This is a genomic window from Polaromonas sp. P4_H1 (assembly GCF_056400945.1).
The window spans coordinates 50,290-67,802 of record NZ_JBFUKG010000006.1 but is presented as its reverse complement, the minus strand read 5'-3'; the positions used below and the strand labels follow the sequence as shown (position 1 = coordinate 67,802).

Sequence of the window (17,513 nt, the reverse complement as noted above, 5' to 3'; positions counted from 1 at the left end):
TTTCAGCGAATTTTTCGATCCTTACTTCCGCGCAGGCGGCAAATCCGTGCAGCTGCCGTGCGCCACCTCGGCCGCCAGGCCCATGCTCTCGCCGAGCGTAGGGTGCGGATGGATGGTTTTGCCGATGTCGACGGCATCCGCGCCCATTTCAATCGCCAGGGCAATCTCACCAATCAGGTCACCGGCGTGCGTGCCCACAATGCCGCCACCGAGGATCTTGCCATGGCCATGCGCTTCGGGGCTGTCGTCAAACAGCAGCTTGGTGAAACCTTCATCGCGGCCGTTGGCAATCGCGCGGCCCGAGGCCGTCCAGGGGAACAGGCCTTTCTTGACCTTGATGCCCTGCGCCTTGGCCTGGTCTTCGGTCAGACCTACCCAGGCAATTTCGGGATCGGTGTACGCCACGCTCGGGATCACGCGGGCATTGAAAGCGGCGCTCGCCAGTTCCTTGTTGCCCTGCAGTTCGCCGGCAATCACTTCAGCCGCCACATGCGCTTCATGCACCGCCTTGTGCGCCAGCATGGGCTGGCCCACGACATCGCCAATCGCGAAGATATGCGGCACGTTGGTGCGCATCTGGATGTCGACCGGAATGAAGCCGCGGTCGGTCACGCTGATGCCAGCTTTTTCAGCCGCGATCTTTTTACCGTTGGGCGTGCGGCCCACGGCCTGTAGCACCAGGTCGTAGGTTTGCGGTGCGGGAGCGCCCTCGCCTTCAAAGCTGACTTCAATGCCAGCCGCGGTCGCCTTGGCCGCCACCGTTTTGGTCTTGAGCATGATGTTGTCAAAGCGCGGTGCATTCATTTTCTGCCAGACCTTGACCAGGTCACGGTCGGCGCCCTGCATCAGGCCGTCGAGCATTTCAACCACGTCCAGGCGCGCGCCCAGCGAGGAATAGACCGTGCCCATTTCCAGGCCGATGATGCCGCCGCCCAGGATCAGCATGCGCTTGGGCACTTCTTTCATGTTCAGTGCACCCGTCGAGTCCACCACGCGCGGGTCCTCGGGCATGAAAGGCAGGCGCACCGCTTGCGAGCCCGCGGCAATCACACAATGCTTGAAGGCAATGGTCTGCTTCTTGCCGGTGGTCTCTTGCGCGGCACCCGAGGTTTCCTGCACCTCGACATGGTGCGCGCCGACAAAACTGCCGTAGCCGCGGACCACGGTGACCTTGCGCATCTTGGCCATGGCGGCGAGCCCGCCCGTCAGCTTGCCGACGACTTTTTCCTTGTGCGTGCGCAGTTTGTTGATGTCCAGTACCGGCTCGCCAAAGCTCACGCCCAGGCTGTCGAAATGCCTGACTTCATCCATGACGGCCGCCACATGCAGCAGCGCCTTGGACGGAATGCAGCCCACGTTGAGGCAGACGCCGCCAAGGGTCGCGTAGCGCTCCACCAGCACGACCTTGAGGCCCAGGTCGGCAGCGCGAAACGCAGCCGAATAGCCGCCAGGGCCCGCGCCCAGCACCAGCACGTCGCAGTCGAGGTCTGCCGTGCCGGAGTAGCTACTGGCAACGGGCGCGGAAAGCGCGTCACTCCCTCCCCCTTTGGGGGAGGGTTGGGGTGGGGGCGCGGCGGCAGTTGCGCCGGCAGTCCCCAGAGGGGGCGGGGAAGAAGGTGCAGACGCCGCGGCCGTGCCTTCAATGGTCAGCACCACGGAACCCTGCTTGACCTTGTCGCCGAGCTTGACCTTGACTTCCTTGACCACGCCGGCCTGGCTCGACGGAATTTCCATCGATGCCTTGTCGCTTTCCACGGTGATCAGGCTCTGCTCGGCCTTGATGGTGTCGCCGGCCTTGACCAGCACTTCAATCACGGACACTTCGTCAAAGTCGCCAATGTCCGGTACCTTGATATCGATGAGACTCGAAGATGCGCTCATTTGGAGGCTTTCAATTTGAGAGTAAATACTTCAACGGGTCCAGCGGAGTTCTTGTCGAACTCGCAACCGGCATTCATGCCCGCCATGGCCACTTCGCGGGCGGTTTTGGCCTTGTCCCAGCAGGCGTGCATGGCCCCCAGCGCAAAACTGCGGCCCGATCCAATGCCCCAAAACTCCTTGAACTCAAAGACTTCACGGTAGCTGTAGAGGCCGTAAATGCCGCTGGCGTTGGCAATCACCACGGTGAACTGGCTGGACTCGTAAGGGTCGTTGTCGTCTTCCTTGGTTTGCAGGAAAAACGTGTCTTTCAGCAGAGGGTGCAGCTTGATGAAGGTGTCAAACACCTCGTCGCGGGATCCCAGCCTGAGCTGCTCCTTGGGCAACGCGGCCATGGCCTTGCGCAGTGCGGGAAAGTGCGCCACCGTGCCGGCCATCCCGATGTAGCTCGGGCCTACCACGGGCGCATCCACCTTGAATATCTTGCTGTTGGCCTCAAACCGGTGGGTCAGGCTGGTATCGCCAAACGTGACCAGTGTGTCCGCGGCAATGGCAATCTGGCCCGCTTTCTTGACGACTACAAGTGTTGTCATGACGTGCGCAGCGCCGGGCCGCCCCAAGCAAGCACCGCCCCCTCGGGGGGCAGCGCCTTACACGAAGTGAAAAGCGTGGGGGCCATCACAACAGAACGCGGCGGAAGTCAGCGAGGATTTGTCCGAGATAGGCGTTGAAGCGCGCGGCGCCGGCGCCGTCGATCACGCGGTGGTCCCAGGCCAGCGACATGGGCAGCATCAGGCGCGGCTGGAAGGCCTTGCCATCCCACACAGGTTCCATCTGGCTCTTGGAGACGCCGAGGATGGCGACTTCCGGCGCGTTGATGATGGGCGTGAAGTAACGCCCGCCAATGCCGCCCAGCGACGAGATGGTGAAGCTGGCGCCCTGCATTTCGGCGGGCGTGAGCTTGCCGTCGCGCGCCTTCTTCGCGAGTTCGCCCATTTCCTGGCTGATCTGCAGCACGCCTTTTTTGTCGGCATCCTTGAGCACGGGAACGACCAGCCCGTTGGGCGTGTCGGCGGCAAAACCGATGTGGTAGTACTGCTTGTAAACCAGTTGGTCGCCGTCCAGCGAGGCATTGAATTCGGGGAATTTCTTCAGCGCCGCAACGCTGGCCTTGATCAGGAAGGCCAGCATGGTGACCTTCAGGCCTGCCTTCTCGTTTTCCTTGTTGGTCGAAACGCGGAAGGCTTCCAGCTCGGTGATGTCGGCATCGTCATGGTTGGTGACGTGCGGGATCATCACGTAGTTGCGAAGCAGGTTGGCGCCGCTGATCTTCTTGATGCGGGACATGTCCTTGCGCTCAACTGGCCCGAACTTGGTGAAGTCGACCTTGGGCCATGGCAGCAGGTCCAGACCCACGCCACCGCCGGAGGCTGCGGGCGCCTTGGCGGCCTGCGCCTGGGTCCGGGTATCGCCGGTCATCACGGCCTTGGTGAAGGCCTGCACGTCGTCCTGTGTGATGCGGCCTTTCGGGCCCGAGCCTTTGACCTCTGCCAGGGGCACGCCAAGCTCGCGGGCGAATTTACGCACCGACGGTGAGGCGTGCGGCAAATTGCCCTGCAGGGCCGTGGCGGGTTCATGCGCTGGCAAGGCTGCGGCAGCCGGTGCGCTGACCGACGCGGCGGCTGGCGCAGCAACAGGTGCAGCGGCGACTGGCGCAGCCGGCGCTGGTGCTGACGGTGTTCCGGCAGTTGCCGTGGTGCCCTCCAGCACGGCCAGCAGGTCGCCGATGTTGACGATGTCGCCCAACTTGACCTTGAGCTCCTTGAGCACGCCCGCAGCCGACGACGGAATTTCCATCGAGGCCTTGTCGGACTCCACGGTGACCAGGGACTGCTCGACTTTGATGGAGTCGCCCGGCTTGACGAGCACCTCGATGACGGACACGTCCTTGAAGTCGCCGATGTCGGGCACACGGACTTCGACCGGGCCGACAGCTGCTGCCGGGGCGGCCGCAGGTGCGGGGGCAGGCGCCGATACCGGGGCACTGCTTGTGGCTGGCGCCGGTGCAGCTGCCGCTGCGGCCGGTGCCGGCGCAGCGCCGGCTGACGCTTCCAGCGTCAGCACGACAGAACCTTGCTTGACCTTGTCTCCGAGCTTGACCCTGAGTTCCTTGACCACGCCAGCCTGGCTGGACGGAATCTCCATGGATGCTTTGTCGGACTCCACCGTGATCAGCGATTGCTCGGCCTTCACGGTGTCACCCGGTTTGACGAGCAACTCAATAACCGTTACTTCGTCGAAATCCCCAATATCAGGAACTTGAATTTCTACCACTGCCATATTGTTGTCTCCGATTGCTTGCTGGCTGATGCATCAAACCTGCATCAGGCATAAAGGGGATTGATCTTGTCGGCATTGATACCGTACTTTTTGATAGCTTCGGCAACCTTGGCAACCGGAACCGTGCCTTCTTCACTGAGCGCCTTCAGGGCCGCAACCACGATGTAGTGACGGTTGATTTCAAAGTGCTCACGCAGCTTGCTGCGGAAGTCGCTGCGGCCGAATCCGTCGGTGCCCAGCACTTTGTAGGTGCGCCCTTTGGGGATAAACGGCCGAATCTGCTCGGCGTAAGCCTTCATGTAGTCGGTCGATGCCACAACAGGGCCTGCGTGCTTGTCGAGCTGCTCGCCCACAAAAGGCACGCGGGGTTTGTCGGTCGGGTGCAGCAGGTTCCAGCGTTCGGCGTTCTGGCCATCGCGGGCCAGCTCATTGAAGCTCGGGCAGCTCCACACGTTGGCGGCAACACCCCACTCTTTCTCAAGCAGTTCCTGCGCGGCAATCGATTCACGCAGGATGGTGCCGGAGCCCAGGAGCTGCACGCGCGGCGTGAGCTTGGCGCCTTCCTTGCAGAGGTACATACCCTTGATGATCTGCTCTTCGGTACCGGGCTGGAGGCCTGGCATCGGATAGTTTTCATTGAGCAGCGTGAGGTAAAAATACACGTTGTCCTGCTTTTCCACCATGCGCTTCAAGCCATGGTGCAGGATGACGCCCACCTCATGGGCAAAGGTCGGGTCGTAGCTGATGCAATTGGGAATCGTGCCCGCCAGGATGTGGCTGTGGCCGTCTTCGTGCTGCAGGCCCTCGCCATTCAACGTGGTACGCCCGGAGGTGCCGCCCAACAGGAAGCCGCGCGCCTGCATGTCGCCCGCCGCCCAGGCCAGGTCGCCGACGCGCTGGAAGCCGAACATCGAGTAGTACACGTAAAACGGGACCATGATCCGGTTGTTGGTGCTGTACGAGGTGGCCGCCGCGATCCAGCTGCTCATGCCGCCGGCTTCGTTGATGCCTTCCTGCAGGATCTGACCCTTGATGTCTTCCTTGTAATACATCACCTGGTCTTTATCGACCGGCGTGTACTTCTGGCCCTCAGGGTTGTAGATGCCCACCTGGCGGAACAGGCCTTCCATGCCGAAGGTGCGGGCTTCATCGACCAGGATAGGCACCACGCGCGGGCCGAGCGCCTGGTCGCGCAGCAGCTGGGTGAGGAAGCGCACGTAGGCTTGCGTGGTCGAAATTTCACGGCCTTCGGCGGTCGGCTCGAGTACGGCCTTGAAGGTTTCCAGCGCGGGCACGGTGAAGCTCTCGTCGGCCTTGACGCGGCGGTGCGGCAGGTAGCCGCCCAGGGCCTTGCGCCGCTCATGCAGGTAGCGCATCTCGGGCGTATCGTCAGCGGGTTTGTAAAACGGAAGGTCGGCCAGCTGGCTGTCTGGAATGGGGATGTTGAAGCGGTCGCGGAAAATCTTGATGTCATCGTCCGTCAGCTTCTTCGTCTGATGCACCGTGTTTTTGCCCTCGCCAATCTTGCCCATGCCAAAACCCTTGACGGTCTTGATCAGCAACACACTGGGCTGGCCGGTATGGTTGACGGCCGAATGGAAGGCCGCATAAACCTTTTGCGAATCGTGGCCGCCACGGCGCAGGTTCCAGATGTCGTCGTCGCTCATCTTGGAGACCATCTCCAGCGTCTTGGGGTTCTGGCCAAAGAAATGCTTGCGCACGTAAGCGCCGTCGTTGGCCTTCATGGCCTGGTAGTCGCCGTCCAGCGTGTCCATCATGACCTTGCGCAAGGCGCCGTCCTTGTCGCGCGCCAGCAATGGATCCCAGTTGCTGCCCCAGATCAGCTTGATGACATTCCAGCCGGCGCCGCGGAACTCGCCTTCGAGTTCCTGGATGATCTTGCCGTTGCCGCGGACCGGGCCGTCCAGACGCTGCAGGTTGCAGTTGATGACAAACACCAGGTTGTCGAGCTTCTCGCGCGCAGCCAGGCCGATGGCGCCCATCGATTCGACTTCATCCATCTCACCGTCGCCGCAGAACACCCACACCTTGCGGTTTTCGGTGTTGGCGATGCCGCGGGCGTGCAGGTATTTGAGAAAGCGCGCCTGGTAAATCGCCATCAGGGGACCAAGGCCCATCGAGACCGTCGGGAACTGCCAGAACTCGGGCATCAGCTTGGGATGCGGGTAGCTGGAAAGCCCCTTGCCATCGACTTCCTGGCGGAAATTCAGCAGCTGCTCTTCCGTCAGGCGGCCTTCCATGTAGGCGCGTGCATACACGCCCGGCGACACATGCCCCTGGATGTAGAGACAGTCGCCGCCGTGGTTTTCGCTCTCGGCATGCCAGAAGTGGTTAAAGCCAGCGCCGAAGAGACTGGCCAGCGAAGCAAATGAGCCAATGTGGCCACCCAGATCGCCCCCATCCGCAGGGTGCAGGCGGTTGGCCTTGACCACCATGGCCATGGCATTCCAGCGCATGTAGGCGCGCAGGCGCTCTTCAATTTCGAGGTTGCCGGGGGAGCGCTCTTCCTGGTCGGTTTCTATGGTGTTGACGTAAGCGGTGTTGGCCGAAAAAGGCATGTCAATGCTTTTCTGGCGGGCATGTTCGAGCAGTTGCTCCAACAGGAAGTGGGCACGTTCAGGGCCTTCGCTCTCGATGACCGCTGAGAGCGCGTCCATCCATTCCCGGGTTTCCTGTTTGTCTTTGTCCAGGGCGTCTTCGCCCAAGGCGTCGTTGGCGGCGGTGCGTAAGTTGTCAGCACCGGCTTCATTTGGATTGGCAGCCATTTTTGTCTCCTGAGTAACGCTAGTTAACCTGATCCACAACTTTGGGGCTGCGCACAAAGCTTGTGTCTAACTTGTCTCTAAGGCGTGTTTTAAACGCAAATTAGATTCAAGTCTCTAGTTTCTCATAATATTTAAGAAATTTCAAATAGTGCTTCTTGATTTCATATTATGGAAATGCTATTTCGCGGCCAGTCCGGCGAAAACCCGGGCGCAAACCTTGCATGCCAGCAATCGGGGCCGAAGTTCACCCCGAAAGATCACCATCACGCAAGCTCGCCTGGAACATCTCACTTAAACTGCGAGATTGCCCTATGACCAAACCCGCTCCCTATTCCGACACCGCTGCGGCGAGTCCCGCCTCCCTCGCTTTCTGGCACCGATGGTGGGGCAAACAGTCACCATCACGGCAGGACCGCTTCATTACATTGGGTCCGCTGCTGGCAGTGGTACTTTTCCTGGCGGCCGTCATCGCGGCCTTCGGCTACCTTCGGATTGAGGAAATAGACCGGGAACAGCAGGCCGTCAAACGCGATGTCGAATACGCCCAGCAAAGGCTGCGCCTGCGACTGCTCGAAAGGCAGGAGCAGCTCATGCGCATTGGCCGGGATGTATCGAACAAGGAGGTTGACGCCGAAGAGTTCATCGTCCAGGCGGAATCGCTGGTCAACCAGTACCCCGAACTGATGGCGGTAACGTGGGTCGACAGCAAGCGCCGGGTGAAGGTCGCTTATGCATCGCCCAGCGCCCACCCGAGCCAGTCGCGCAGCGCGGGCGAGCAGCTCAAGGTTGGTGAGACGGACGGCACGTATGAGCTGGCGCGGGACCTGCGCCAGCCGGTGTACTCCCGCCCCCTGGTGGCCAATGAAAACAGTGGACACGTCCCTACCCTGCAATTGCAGGTACCACTCGACGACCAGGGGAAATTTGACGGCGTCATCATGGGCGAATACTCCATTGACGGATTGCTGCGCTTCGGTGTGCCGACCGAAGTGACCGCCAAATACGCCGTGACCCTGGTGAATGATAAAAACCTCGTGCTGGCTGGCAACTTGCCACCCAGGCGCAATCCGGCGGCCCGGCTGCTGCCCTGGTCCGACGCCGCGGCCGAATACGAAATCCCCGTCTCTCCCGTGGGCAATGGGCTGCTGATACGCGCCGAAGGCTACCGTGCCTCGCTGGGTGTGGTGGGCAGTGGATTTTTCTGGCTGGTCAGCGCCCTCAGCGCCCTCACCGTCTGGATGCTTCTGGGCACCTGGCGTCACACCCGCCGCCGTGTCCAGGCGCAGCAGGCGCTGATATCCGAGACCAACTTCCGCCGCGCGATGGAAAACTCCATGCTCACCGGCATGCGCGCGCTGGATTTGCAGGGCCGCATCACCTATGTCAACCCGGCTTTCTGCCAGATGACGGGCTTTACCGAAAATGAGCTCGTGGGCCGCACACCACCCTTTCCGCACTGGCCTGAAGCAGAGCTCGACATCCTGATGGCACGGCTTGATGACGAATTGCATGGCCGAACGCCTCCCGGTGGATTCGAAGTCCGCGTCAAACGCAAAAACGGCCAGATCTTTGATGCCCGGATGTATGTGTCACCGCTGATTGATCCGCGCGGGCAACAGACGGGCTGGATGACGTCCATGACGGACATCACCGAGCCCAAGCGCATTCGCGAAGAGTTGTCGGCTTCGTATGAACGGTTCACCACCGTGCTCGAGGGGCTGGATGCAGCAGTCTCCGTGGCGCCGCTGGGCAGTGAAGAACTGCTGTTTGCCAACAAGCTTTACCGGTCCTGGTTTGGCGGCGAGGTGTCCGGGCACATGAATCTGATCGCGCAGGCCGGCGTGCCGGCGGCCATGCCTACCGAGGACGCCATTGATCCGGTGGACGGCATGGCCGGATTCCCCACCGACACCCTGACCACCGCCCAGACGGAAAACGCCGAGATCTTTGTGCCCGACCTGGGCAAGTGGCTGGAAGTGCGTTCGCGCTACCTCACCTGGGTGGACGGCCGCCTGGCGCAGATGGTGATTGCGACCGATATCACGCCGCGGCGCCATGCCGAAGAACAGGCCGCGCAGCAAAACGAACGCGCCCAGACCGCGAGCCGGCTCATCACCATGGGCGAAATGGCATCGAGCGTGGCCCACGAGCTCAACCAGCCACTGACCGCCATCAACAATTATTGCAACGGCATGGTGTCGCGCATCAAGGGCCGGCAAATCAGCACCGAGGACCTGCTGGTCGCGCTGGACAAGACCGCCCGGCAGGCGCATCGCGCCGGCCAGATCATCCAGCGCATCCGCTCGTTTGTGAAACGCAGCGAGCCCAACCGCACGGCGGCCGATGTGGCCACCATGGTCAGCAATGCCATGGAACTGGCCGACATCGAACTCAGGCGTCATCATGTGCGGCTGAGCCACTACATCGCCGCCCGCCTGCCCCCTGTCATGGTGGACCCCATCCTGATCGAGCAGGTGCTGATCAACCTGATGAAAAATGCGGCCGAGTCGATTGAGCAGGCACACCTGCCCACCGCCCGCCGCAGCGTTGAATTGCGCGTGGTGCCCAAGCATATCGAGGACCAGAGCGTGGTGGAGTTTTCGGTCCTTGACTCAGGCCACGGCCTGTCGCCGGAAGTCAAGGCACGGCTCTATGAAGCCTTCTATTCCACCAAGGCCGAGGGCATGGGCATCGGCCTGAAACTGTGCCGCAGCATTGTCGAGTCCCACCAGGGCAGGATGGAGGCCGAGAACCTCTACAATGGGGACGAAGTGGTGGGGTGCCGGTTTACTTTCTGGATCCCCGTGACGCCCCTGCTTTCACCAGCGCCCTCTGCTAGCGATACTGTAGCGGCCAAGGATACCGGCGTTCACTGAAGCCCCTTCAGGAATACTCTCGAGAAGTTCACGAAAGAAAGTTTGGCATGAGCTTGATTCCCAAAAAAGGTACTGTCTACGTCGTTGATGATGACGAGGGCGTGCGCGATTCGCTGCAGTGGCTGCTCGAAGGCAAGGACTACCGGGTGCGCTGCTACGACTCGGCTGAAACATTTCTGAGCCGCTACGATGCGCGGGAAGTGGCCTGCCTGATCGTTGATATCCGCATGGGTGGCATGACCGGCGTGGAACTGCAGGATCGCCTGGTCGAACGCAAGTCGCCATTGCCCATCGTCTTCATCACCGGCCACGGCGACGTTCCCATGGCGGTCAACACCATGAAAAAAGGCGCCATGGATTTCATCCAGAAGCCTTTTCAGGAAGAAGCACTGGTCAATCTGGTCGAGCGAATGCTGGAGCAGGCCAAGGAAGCGTTCAGCGACCACCAGCAGTCCGCCAGCCGCGACGCCCTGCTGGCCAAGCTCACCTCGCGCGAAGCGCAGGTACTCGAACGCATCGTGGCAGGCCGCCTGAACAAGCAGATCGCCGACGACCTGGGCATCAGCATCAAGACGGTCGAGGCGCACCGCGCCAACATCATGGAAAAGCTCAATGCCAATACCGTGGCTGATCTGCTCAAAATAGCCTTGGGCTCCAGCGCGCCCAAGGCCTGAGAGCCACCGGAGCCAAATTCCCAGCCGCTACGCTTTTTATAGCCGCTTGCGCCCGTAGTTCCTGGACTAGCGGGCGTTTTTACTTAGAAAATTGAAACAATGACCGCACAACTCATTGACGGCAATGCCCTCTCCAAACAACTGCGTGCGGAGGTCGCCCGGCGCGCGGTCGCCCTGCGCGCACGCGGCATCACGCCGGGCCTGGCCGTTGTGCTGGTGGGAGAAAACCCGGCCAGCCAGGTCTATGTACGCAACAAGGTCAAGGCCTGCGAGGACAACGGCGTGCATTCCGTCCTCGAAAAATACCCCGCCACGCTCAGCGAGGCGGATCTGCTGGCGCGGGTCGACGCGCTGAACCGGGACCCTGCCATCCACGGCATACTGGTTCAGCTCCCGCTGCCTGCGCATATCGATGCGCACAAGGTCATTGAAGCGATTACCCCCGGCAAGGATGTCGACGGCTTTCATGTGGCCAGCGCGGGTGCCCTGATGGTCGGACAGCCGGGTTTCTGGCCCTGCACGCCCTATGGCTGCATGAAGATGCTGGAGAGCATCGGCTGCGATCTGCGGGGCAAACACGCCGTGGTCATCGGCCGAAGCAACATCGTGGGCAAACCCATGGCGATGATGCTGCTGCAGAAAAATGCCACGGTGACGATCTGCCACAGCGCCACCAAGGACCTGAAGGCCATGACACTGCTAGCCGACGTGATCGTGGCAGCTGTCGGCAAACGCAATATGCTGACCGCCGACATGGTCAAACCAGGTGCGGTCGTCATCGACGTGGGCATGAACCGCAACGATGAAGGAAAACTCTGCGGCGACGTGGACTTTGAAGGCGTCAAGGAGGTGGCCAGCTACATCACGCCGGTACCCGGTGGCGTCGGCCCCATGACCATCACCATGCTGCTGGTCAACACGCTGGAATCTGCCGAGCGCCTTTAACCTAGAAACAGCAGTTGACCGCTCGCAAACTTAGGAAAGCCGCATGCACATTGACTTTCCACTCTTCGATTGCGTTCACCTTCTGGGTAACAGCGCTATGCGTCCGATTGCACCGTGCTCGACGCGCCATGCGGCGTTGCTCCGCCTTGTGGGCACAAGCCCACTGCGTTGTCACGCCTTGCCTGGCACGCCGATCACGACGCACTCGGACGCATCCAACTGCCGTTTCTAGGTTTAATCGGGGCTGGCTGCTGCCGACGCGGCGCCTGCGGCCGGCTGGCTCAAGCGCCAAAGGCTCAAGCCCGCGCACAACCACTGGCCCAGGTACATGGCGCTTCCCAGGCCATGCCAGAGCTTGAGGTTGGCACCTTCGACCCGGGCACTGACGATACGCGGCGCCACGCCAAACTCCACCAGCAAGGCCAGCAATAGCCCTGCCACTACAAATTTTGTGGCCGCCGCAGCATAAAGGGCCGTGGCCGGATCGTCTTTTTTATTGAAAACCAGCAGCATCAGCATGGCGCAGGCGGTGCTGAGCCAGGTTTGGGCCGTGAAGAGCTTGGCAGCCATGGCACCCGCAGCAGCCGGGCTGCCAAGGTGCGTGAACAGCAGGGGCACCACCACAAAGCCCAGGCCGGAGAGACTGCCCCACCAGAGAGCGGCCAGCAGGATGCCAAACCGTTGTTTCACGGATAGCGCCGAACTGCCGGTGCCAACAACCGGAAACGCTTTTTGACCACCGCCCCGGGGGAGAGCAGCCCTCTCGGGATACCGCCCGGGCCAAGTGATGCGCGTGGGGACCTCATGTCCTAGATGTACATGACCGCCACGATTTCATAGCGCCTCACACCCCCCGGCGCCTGCACTTCAGCCGTGTCACCCTCGTCCTTGCCAATCAAGGCACGTGCAATCGGTGAGCTGATGTTGACGCGGCCATGCTTGATATCGGCCTCGTCTTCGCCCACGATCTGGTAGGTCACGGTGTCGCCCGAATCCTCGTCCTGCAGCTCAATCGTGGAGCCGAACACCACCCTGCCGCCCGCGTCAAGTTCCGCAGGGTCAATGATCTGGGCCGCCGACAGCTTGCCTTCGATTTCCTGGATGCGCCCTTCAATAAAACCCTGGCGGTCTTTTGCCGCGTCGTACTCGGCGTTCTCACTCAGGTCTCCCTGGGCACGCGCCTCGGAAATCGAATTGATGACCCAGGGGCGGTCAACGGTTTTGAGCCTGTGCAGCTCGGCTTTGAGGCTTTCTGCACCACGCTTGGTGATTGGTATGGTTGCCATGTTTTTGCTCCAGCAAAAGCGAAACCGCCACCAGTCACCTGGCGGCGGAGTGTTTATTCAAATCCAAGTTTAATGCAAAACCTGCGCAAGCCAGCCGGTAATTAGCCTAGTTGCGCGTGGAGTTCCTGCACTGAATATACGTTCAGGTTGTCCAGGTATTTCATGCCTTCCACAGCCGCTTCCGCGCCGGCAATGGTGGTGTAGGTAGTCACACGGGCCAGCAGCGCCGAGGTGCGGATCTGCCGCGAGTCGGCAATCGCATTGCGCCGCTCCTCCACGGTGTTGATGACCAGCGCGATCTCGTCGTTCTTGATCATGTCCACCACGTGCGGCCGGCCTTCGGCAACCTTGTTGACCACCGTGCACGCAATACCTGCCGCCTGGATGGCGGCGGCCGTTCCCTTGGTGGCCACCAGCTCGAACTTCAGTGCCGCGAGAGCTCGCGCCACCTCCACCGCACGCGGTTTGTCGTTGTTCTTGACCGTGAGGAAGACCTTGCCGGACGTTGGCAGCTTGGTGCCCGCGCCAAGCTGCGACTTCACAAAGGCCTCGCCAAAGGTCTTGCCGACACCCATCACCTCACCGGTGGACTTCATCTCGGGGCCAAGAATGGTGTCCACGCCGGGGAATTTGACAAAGGGAAAGACTGCCTCTTTCACGCTGAAATAAGGCGGCGTGACCTCGTTGCTGATGCCCTGCGAGGCCAGCGACTGGCCGACCATGCAGCGCGCAGCCACCTTGGCCAGCTGGATGCCGGTGGCCTTGCTGACAAACGGCACGGTGCGCGACGCGCGGGGGTTGACCTCCAGCACGTAGATCACATCCTTGCCGTCGATGTTCTGGATGGCGAACTGCACGTTCATCAGGCCGACGACGTTCAGGGCCTGGGCCATGGCGGCGGTCTGGCGCTTGATCTCAGCCACCGTCTCGGCTCGCAATGAATAAGGCGGCAAGGAGCAAGCCGAGTCACCGCTGTGCACGCCGGCCTGTTCGATGTGCTCCATCACGCCGCCAATGAAGGTGCGGCCTGGCGAACCGTTTTCCCCGCTGTCGCGCAGGCAGTCCACATCGCATTCAATGGCATCGTTGAGGAATCGGTCCAGCAGCACCGGCGAGTCATGGCTGACCTTGACGGCTTCGCGCATGTAGCGCTCCAGGTCGCGCTGCTCGTGCACGATCTCCATGGCGCGGCCACCCAGCACATAGCTGGGACGCACCACGAGCGGGTAACCCAGGGCGGCGGCCTTTTCCAGTGCCTCGGGTTCGGTACGTGCGGTGGCATTCGGCGGCTGGCGCAGCTTGAGTTCATGCAGCAGCTTCTGGAAGCGCTCACGGTCTTCCGCCGCGTCAATCATGTCGGGCGAGGTACCGATGATCGGTACGCCGTTGGCTTCAAGGTCGAGCGCCAGCTTCAGGGGCGTCTGGCCACCGTACTGGACGATCACGCCCAGCGGTTTTTCCTTGTCGACAATTTCCAGCACGTCTTCCAGCGTCAGGGGCTCGAAGTAGAGGCGGTCGGATGTGTCGTAATCGGTGGACACCGTCTCGGGGTTGCAGTTGACCATGATGGTCTCGTAGCCGTCCTCGCGCATGGCCAGGGCCGCGTGCACACAGCAGTAGTCAAACTCGATACCCTGCCCGATACGGTTGGGCCCGCCGCCCAGCACCATGATTTTCTTTTTATCGGTTGGCGCGGCTTCGCACTCGCTGCCCTCGGCCTCGTAGGTCGAGTACATATAGGCCGTGTTGGTGGAGAACTCGGCGGCGCAGGTATCCACGCGCTTGTAGACCGGCCGCACGCCGAGCTCGCGGCGTTTTTCGCGGATGGCGGTGTCGGTGGTCTTGAGCTGCTTGGCAAGGCGCCGGTCGGAAAAGCCCTTTTGCTTGAGCGCCCGCAGCGTGACAGCGTCAATTTTGTCAAGCGAGGTGGTTTCAAGCTCCAACTCGATCTTGACGATCTGCTCGATCTGCACCAGGAACCACGGATCAATCTTGGTCAGTGCAAACACTTCGTCCACGCTCATGCCCTGCGCAAAGGCATCGCCCACATACCAGATGCGGTCAGGTCCCGGCGCACCGAGCTCTTTCTCAAGCACTTCGCGGTCCTGGGTCTTCTCGTTCATGCCGTCCACGCCGACTTCCAGTCCGCGCAGGGCCTTCTGGAAGGACTCCTGGAAGGTCCGACCCATGGCCATGACCTCGCCGACGGATTTCATCTGCGTGGTCAGGCGCGAATCGGCAGTCGGAAATTTCTCAAAGGCAAATCGCGGGATCTTGGTGACCACGTAGTCGATGCTGGGCTCAAAGCTCGCGGGGGTGGCGCCGCCCGTGATTTCGTTGCGCAGTTCGTCCAGCGTGTAGCCCACGGCCAGCTTGGCCGCAACCTTGGCAATCGGGAAACCCGTGGCTTTGGAAGCCAGGGCCGAGGAGCGTGAAACGCGCGGGTTCATCTCGATCACCACCATGCGGCCATCGACCGGGTTGATCGAGAACTGCACGTTGGAGCCGCCGGTGTCCACCCCGATCTCGCGCAGCACAGCCAGCGAGGCATTGCGCAGGATCTGGTATTCCTTGTCGGTCAGCGTCTGGGCTGGCGCGACCGTGATGGAGTCGCCGGTGTGCACGCCCATGGGGTCCAGGTTTTCAATCGAGCAGACGATGATGCAGTTGTCCGCGGTGTCGCGCACCACTTCCATCTCGTACTCTTTCCAGCCCAGCAGCGACTCTTCAATCAGCAGCTCGTTGGTCGGCGAGGCCTCCAGGCCACGCTTGCAGATGACTTCAAACTCTTCCGGGTTGTAGGCAATGCCGCCGCCGGTGCCGCCCAGCGTGAAGCTGGGGCGGATCACCGTCGGGAAGCCCACAGTCTTTTGCACCGCCCAGGCTTCATCCATGCTGTGCGCAATGCCGGAGCGGGCTGAACCGAGACCGATCTTGGTCATCGCTTCCTTGAACTTCAGGCGATCTTCGGCCTTGTCGATGGCTTCGGGCTTGGCACCAATAAGCTCAACCTTGTACTTTTCAAGCACCCCGTGGTGCCACAAGTCCAGTGCGCAATTAAGTGCAGTCTGGCCACCCATCGTTGGCAGGATCGCGTCGGGACGCTCTTTCGCGATGATCTTTTCAACCGTCTGCCAGGTGATGGGCTCAATGTAGGTCACGTCGGCCGTGGCCGGGTCGGTCATGATCGTGGCCGGATTGCTGTTGATCAGGATGACCTTGTAGCCTTCTTCGCGCAAGGCCTTGCAGGCCTGCACGCCGGAGTAGTCAAACTCGCAGGCCTGGCCGATGATGATGGGGCCGGCGCCGATGATGAGGATCGATTTGAGGTCTGTGCGCTTAGGCATTTTTCTTCTCCCCTGCCTGTTCCATCAGCGCGGTGAAACGGTCAAACAAATACGAAATGTCATGCGGGCCGGGTGACGCTTCAGGGTGGCCCTGGAAGCAGAACGCCGGCTTGTCGGTGCGGGCCAGGCCCTGCAGCGTGCCATCAAACAGGCTGATGTGCGTGGGCCGCAGGTTGGCGGGCAGGCTCTTCTCGTCCACTGCAAAACCGTGGTTCTGGCTGGTGATGCTCACACGGCCGTTGTCCAGGTCCTTGACCGGATGGTTGGCGCCGTGGTGGCCAAATTTCATCTTGAAGGTTTTGGCGCCGCTGGCCAGCGCCATGATCTGGTGGCCCAGGCAAATACCGAAGGTCGGAATGCCGGTCTCGATCAATTCACGCACGGCGGCAATGGCGTAGTCGCAAGGTTCCGGATCACCCGGGCCGTTGGCCAGGAAAATGCCGTCGGGCTTGAGCTTGAGCACGTCGGCGGCCGGTGTTTGTGCCGGTACCACCGTGATGCGCGCACCGCGCTCGGCCATCATGCGCAGAATGTTTTTCTTGACGCCAAAGTCAAAAGCCACCACGTGAAATTTGGGCGTGATCTGCACACCGTATCCCGGCTTGCCTTCCAGGTTCACCAGTTTCCACTCGGTTTGCGTCCACTCGTAGGTCTGCTTGACCGATACGACCTTGGCGAGGTCCAGCCCCGCCATGCTGGGCGCGCCCCGCGCGGCTGCCACGGCCTTTTCGATGGCGGGCTGGCTGACCTCCTCACCTTCAGGCAGTGCCAGAATGCACCCGTTTTGTGCGCCCTTGGTGCGCAGCAGGCGCGTGAGCTGGCGGGTGTCGATGCCGGCGATGGCCACCGTGCCCTCCTTGACCAGGTACTGGGACAAGGTCATGGACATGCGAAAGTTGGAGGCCAGCAGCGGCAGGTCCTTGATGATCAGGCCGGCGGCATGGACTTTTTCCGCCTCGATGTCTTCGGCATTGATGCCATAGTTGCCGATATGCGGATAGGTAAGGGTAACGATCTGCTGGCAGTAGCTCGGATCCGTGAGGATTTCCTGGTAGCCGGTCATAGCGGTGTTGAACACCACCTCGCCGATCGTGGAGCCTGGCGCTCCGATCGAATTGCCGATAAAGACCGTGCCGTCTGCGAGCGCCAGGATGGCGTGAGGGGGTTTTCCTGATATTCCCTGTAGAGACAAAAGCACTGGGTTCTCCGGGTTGGTTACGGTTCGCCCAAGCATGCACAAGAAACGTCTCTTAAGACTCTTGCGGGCTGCTTTTGTGAGGGTGTTGGCTTGGTATGCGCTCGGGCGAAGCTGTGATTTGAAAAGCCACTGATTATAGCCTGAGGAGGTGAGGTGGCCGCCCGGTTTAGCGACTGACAGCAG

At 61.2% G+C, this 17,513-nt stretch carries 11 protein-coding genes; 3 read left to right on the top strand and 8 right to left on the bottom strand.

Annotated features, from left to right (window positions below; genetic code table 11):
• Nucleotides 1–21 precede the first annotated feature (21 nt).
• The 4 genes from lpdA to aceE all read right to left on the bottom strand — a co-directional run bounded on the left by lpdA (nt 22) and on the right by aceE (nt 7,004).
• Entirely contained in the window at nt 22–1,881 is a 1,860-nt protein-coding gene (gene lpdA, locus AC1DS5_RS09785) for a dihydrolipoyl dehydrogenase (protein ID WP_477718057.1), read from the bottom strand.
• Entirely contained in the window at nt 1,878–2,471 is a 594-nt protein-coding gene (locus tag AC1DS5_RS09780; protein WP_477718056.1) for an MFS transporter, read from the bottom strand. Before AC1DS5_RS09780 ends, lpdA begins: the two co-directional genes overlap by 4 nt.
• Nucleotides 2,472–2,556: 85 nt before the next feature.
• The gene (aceF, locus tag AC1DS5_RS09775) at nt 2,557–4,218 is read right to left on the bottom strand and encodes a dihydrolipoyllysine-residue acetyltransferase (protein WP_477718055.1); all 1,662 of its coding nucleotides are present in this window, start codon (nt 4,216–4,218) and stop codon (nt 2,557–2,559) included.
• Nucleotides 4,219–4,262: 44 nt separating this feature from the next.
• Complete coding sequence (gene aceE, locus AC1DS5_RS09770; protein WP_477718054.1) at nt 4,263–7,004, bottom strand: pyruvate dehydrogenase (acetyl-transferring), homodimeric type; 2,742 nt, start codon at nt 7,002–7,004, stop codon at nt 4,263–4,265.
• A gap of 311 nt (nt 7,005–7,315) precedes the next feature.
• Between aceE and AC1DS5_RS09765 the strand changes: the two genes are divergently transcribed.
• The 3 genes from AC1DS5_RS09765 to folD all read left to right on the top strand — a co-directional run bounded on the left by AC1DS5_RS09765 (nt 7,316) and on the right by folD (nt 11,499).
• The gene (locus tag AC1DS5_RS09765) at nt 7,316–9,880 is read left to right on the top strand and encodes a PAS domain-containing sensor histidine kinase (RefSeq protein WP_477718053.1); all 2,565 of its coding nucleotides are present in this window, start codon (nt 7,316–7,318) and stop codon (nt 9,878–9,880) included.
• A gap of 47 nt (nt 9,881–9,927) precedes the next feature.
• Nucleotides 9,928–10,554 (top strand): response regulator transcription factor, encoded by a 627-nt coding sequence (locus tag AC1DS5_RS09760; RefSeq protein ID WP_477718052.1) that lies wholly within the window; start codon nt 9,928–9,930, stop codon nt 10,552–10,554.
• Between the two features lie 99 nt (nt 10,555–10,653).
• A complete protein-coding gene (gene folD / locus AC1DS5_RS09755) occupies nt 10,654–11,499 on the top strand; it encodes a bifunctional methylenetetrahydrofolate dehydrogenase/methenyltetrahydrofolate cyclohydrolase FolD (RefSeq protein ID WP_477718051.1) in 846 nt (281 codons plus the stop codon).
• Nucleotides 11,500–11,733: 234 nt separating this feature from the next.
• On the opposite strand, the gene AC1DS5_RS09750 is transcribed toward folD, so the two are convergent.
• From AC1DS5_RS09750 to carA, 4 genes are all read right to left on the bottom strand, one after another.
• Nucleotides 11,734–12,189, bottom strand: a complete 456-nt coding sequence (locus tag AC1DS5_RS09750; protein ID WP_477718050.1) for a DUF4149 domain-containing protein — start codon at nt 12,187–12,189, stop codon at nt 11,734–11,736.
• Between the two features lie 119 nt (nt 12,190–12,308).
• Nucleotides 12,309–12,785 carry a transcription elongation factor GreA gene (gene greA / locus AC1DS5_RS09745; protein WP_477718049.1) on the bottom strand — a complete coding sequence of 159 codons (477 nt, stop codon included), beginning with the start codon at nt 12,783–12,785 and terminating at the stop codon, nt 12,309–12,311.
• A gap of 101 nt (nt 12,786–12,886) precedes the next feature.
• On the bottom strand, nt 12,887–16,132 hold the full coding sequence (gene carB, locus AC1DS5_RS09740) for a carbamoyl-phosphate synthase large subunit (protein WP_477718048.1): 3,246 nt from the start codon (nt 16,130–16,132) through the stop codon (nt 12,887–12,889).
• The gene (gene carA / locus AC1DS5_RS09735) at nt 16,125–17,330 is read right to left on the bottom strand and encodes a glutamine-hydrolyzing carbamoyl-phosphate synthase small subunit (protein ID WP_477718047.1); all 1,206 of its coding nucleotides are present in this window, start codon (nt 17,328–17,330) and stop codon (nt 16,125–16,127) included. The genes carB and carA overlap by 8 nt, the downstream gene beginning before the upstream one ends.
• Nucleotides 17,331–17,513 lie beyond the last annotated feature (183 nt).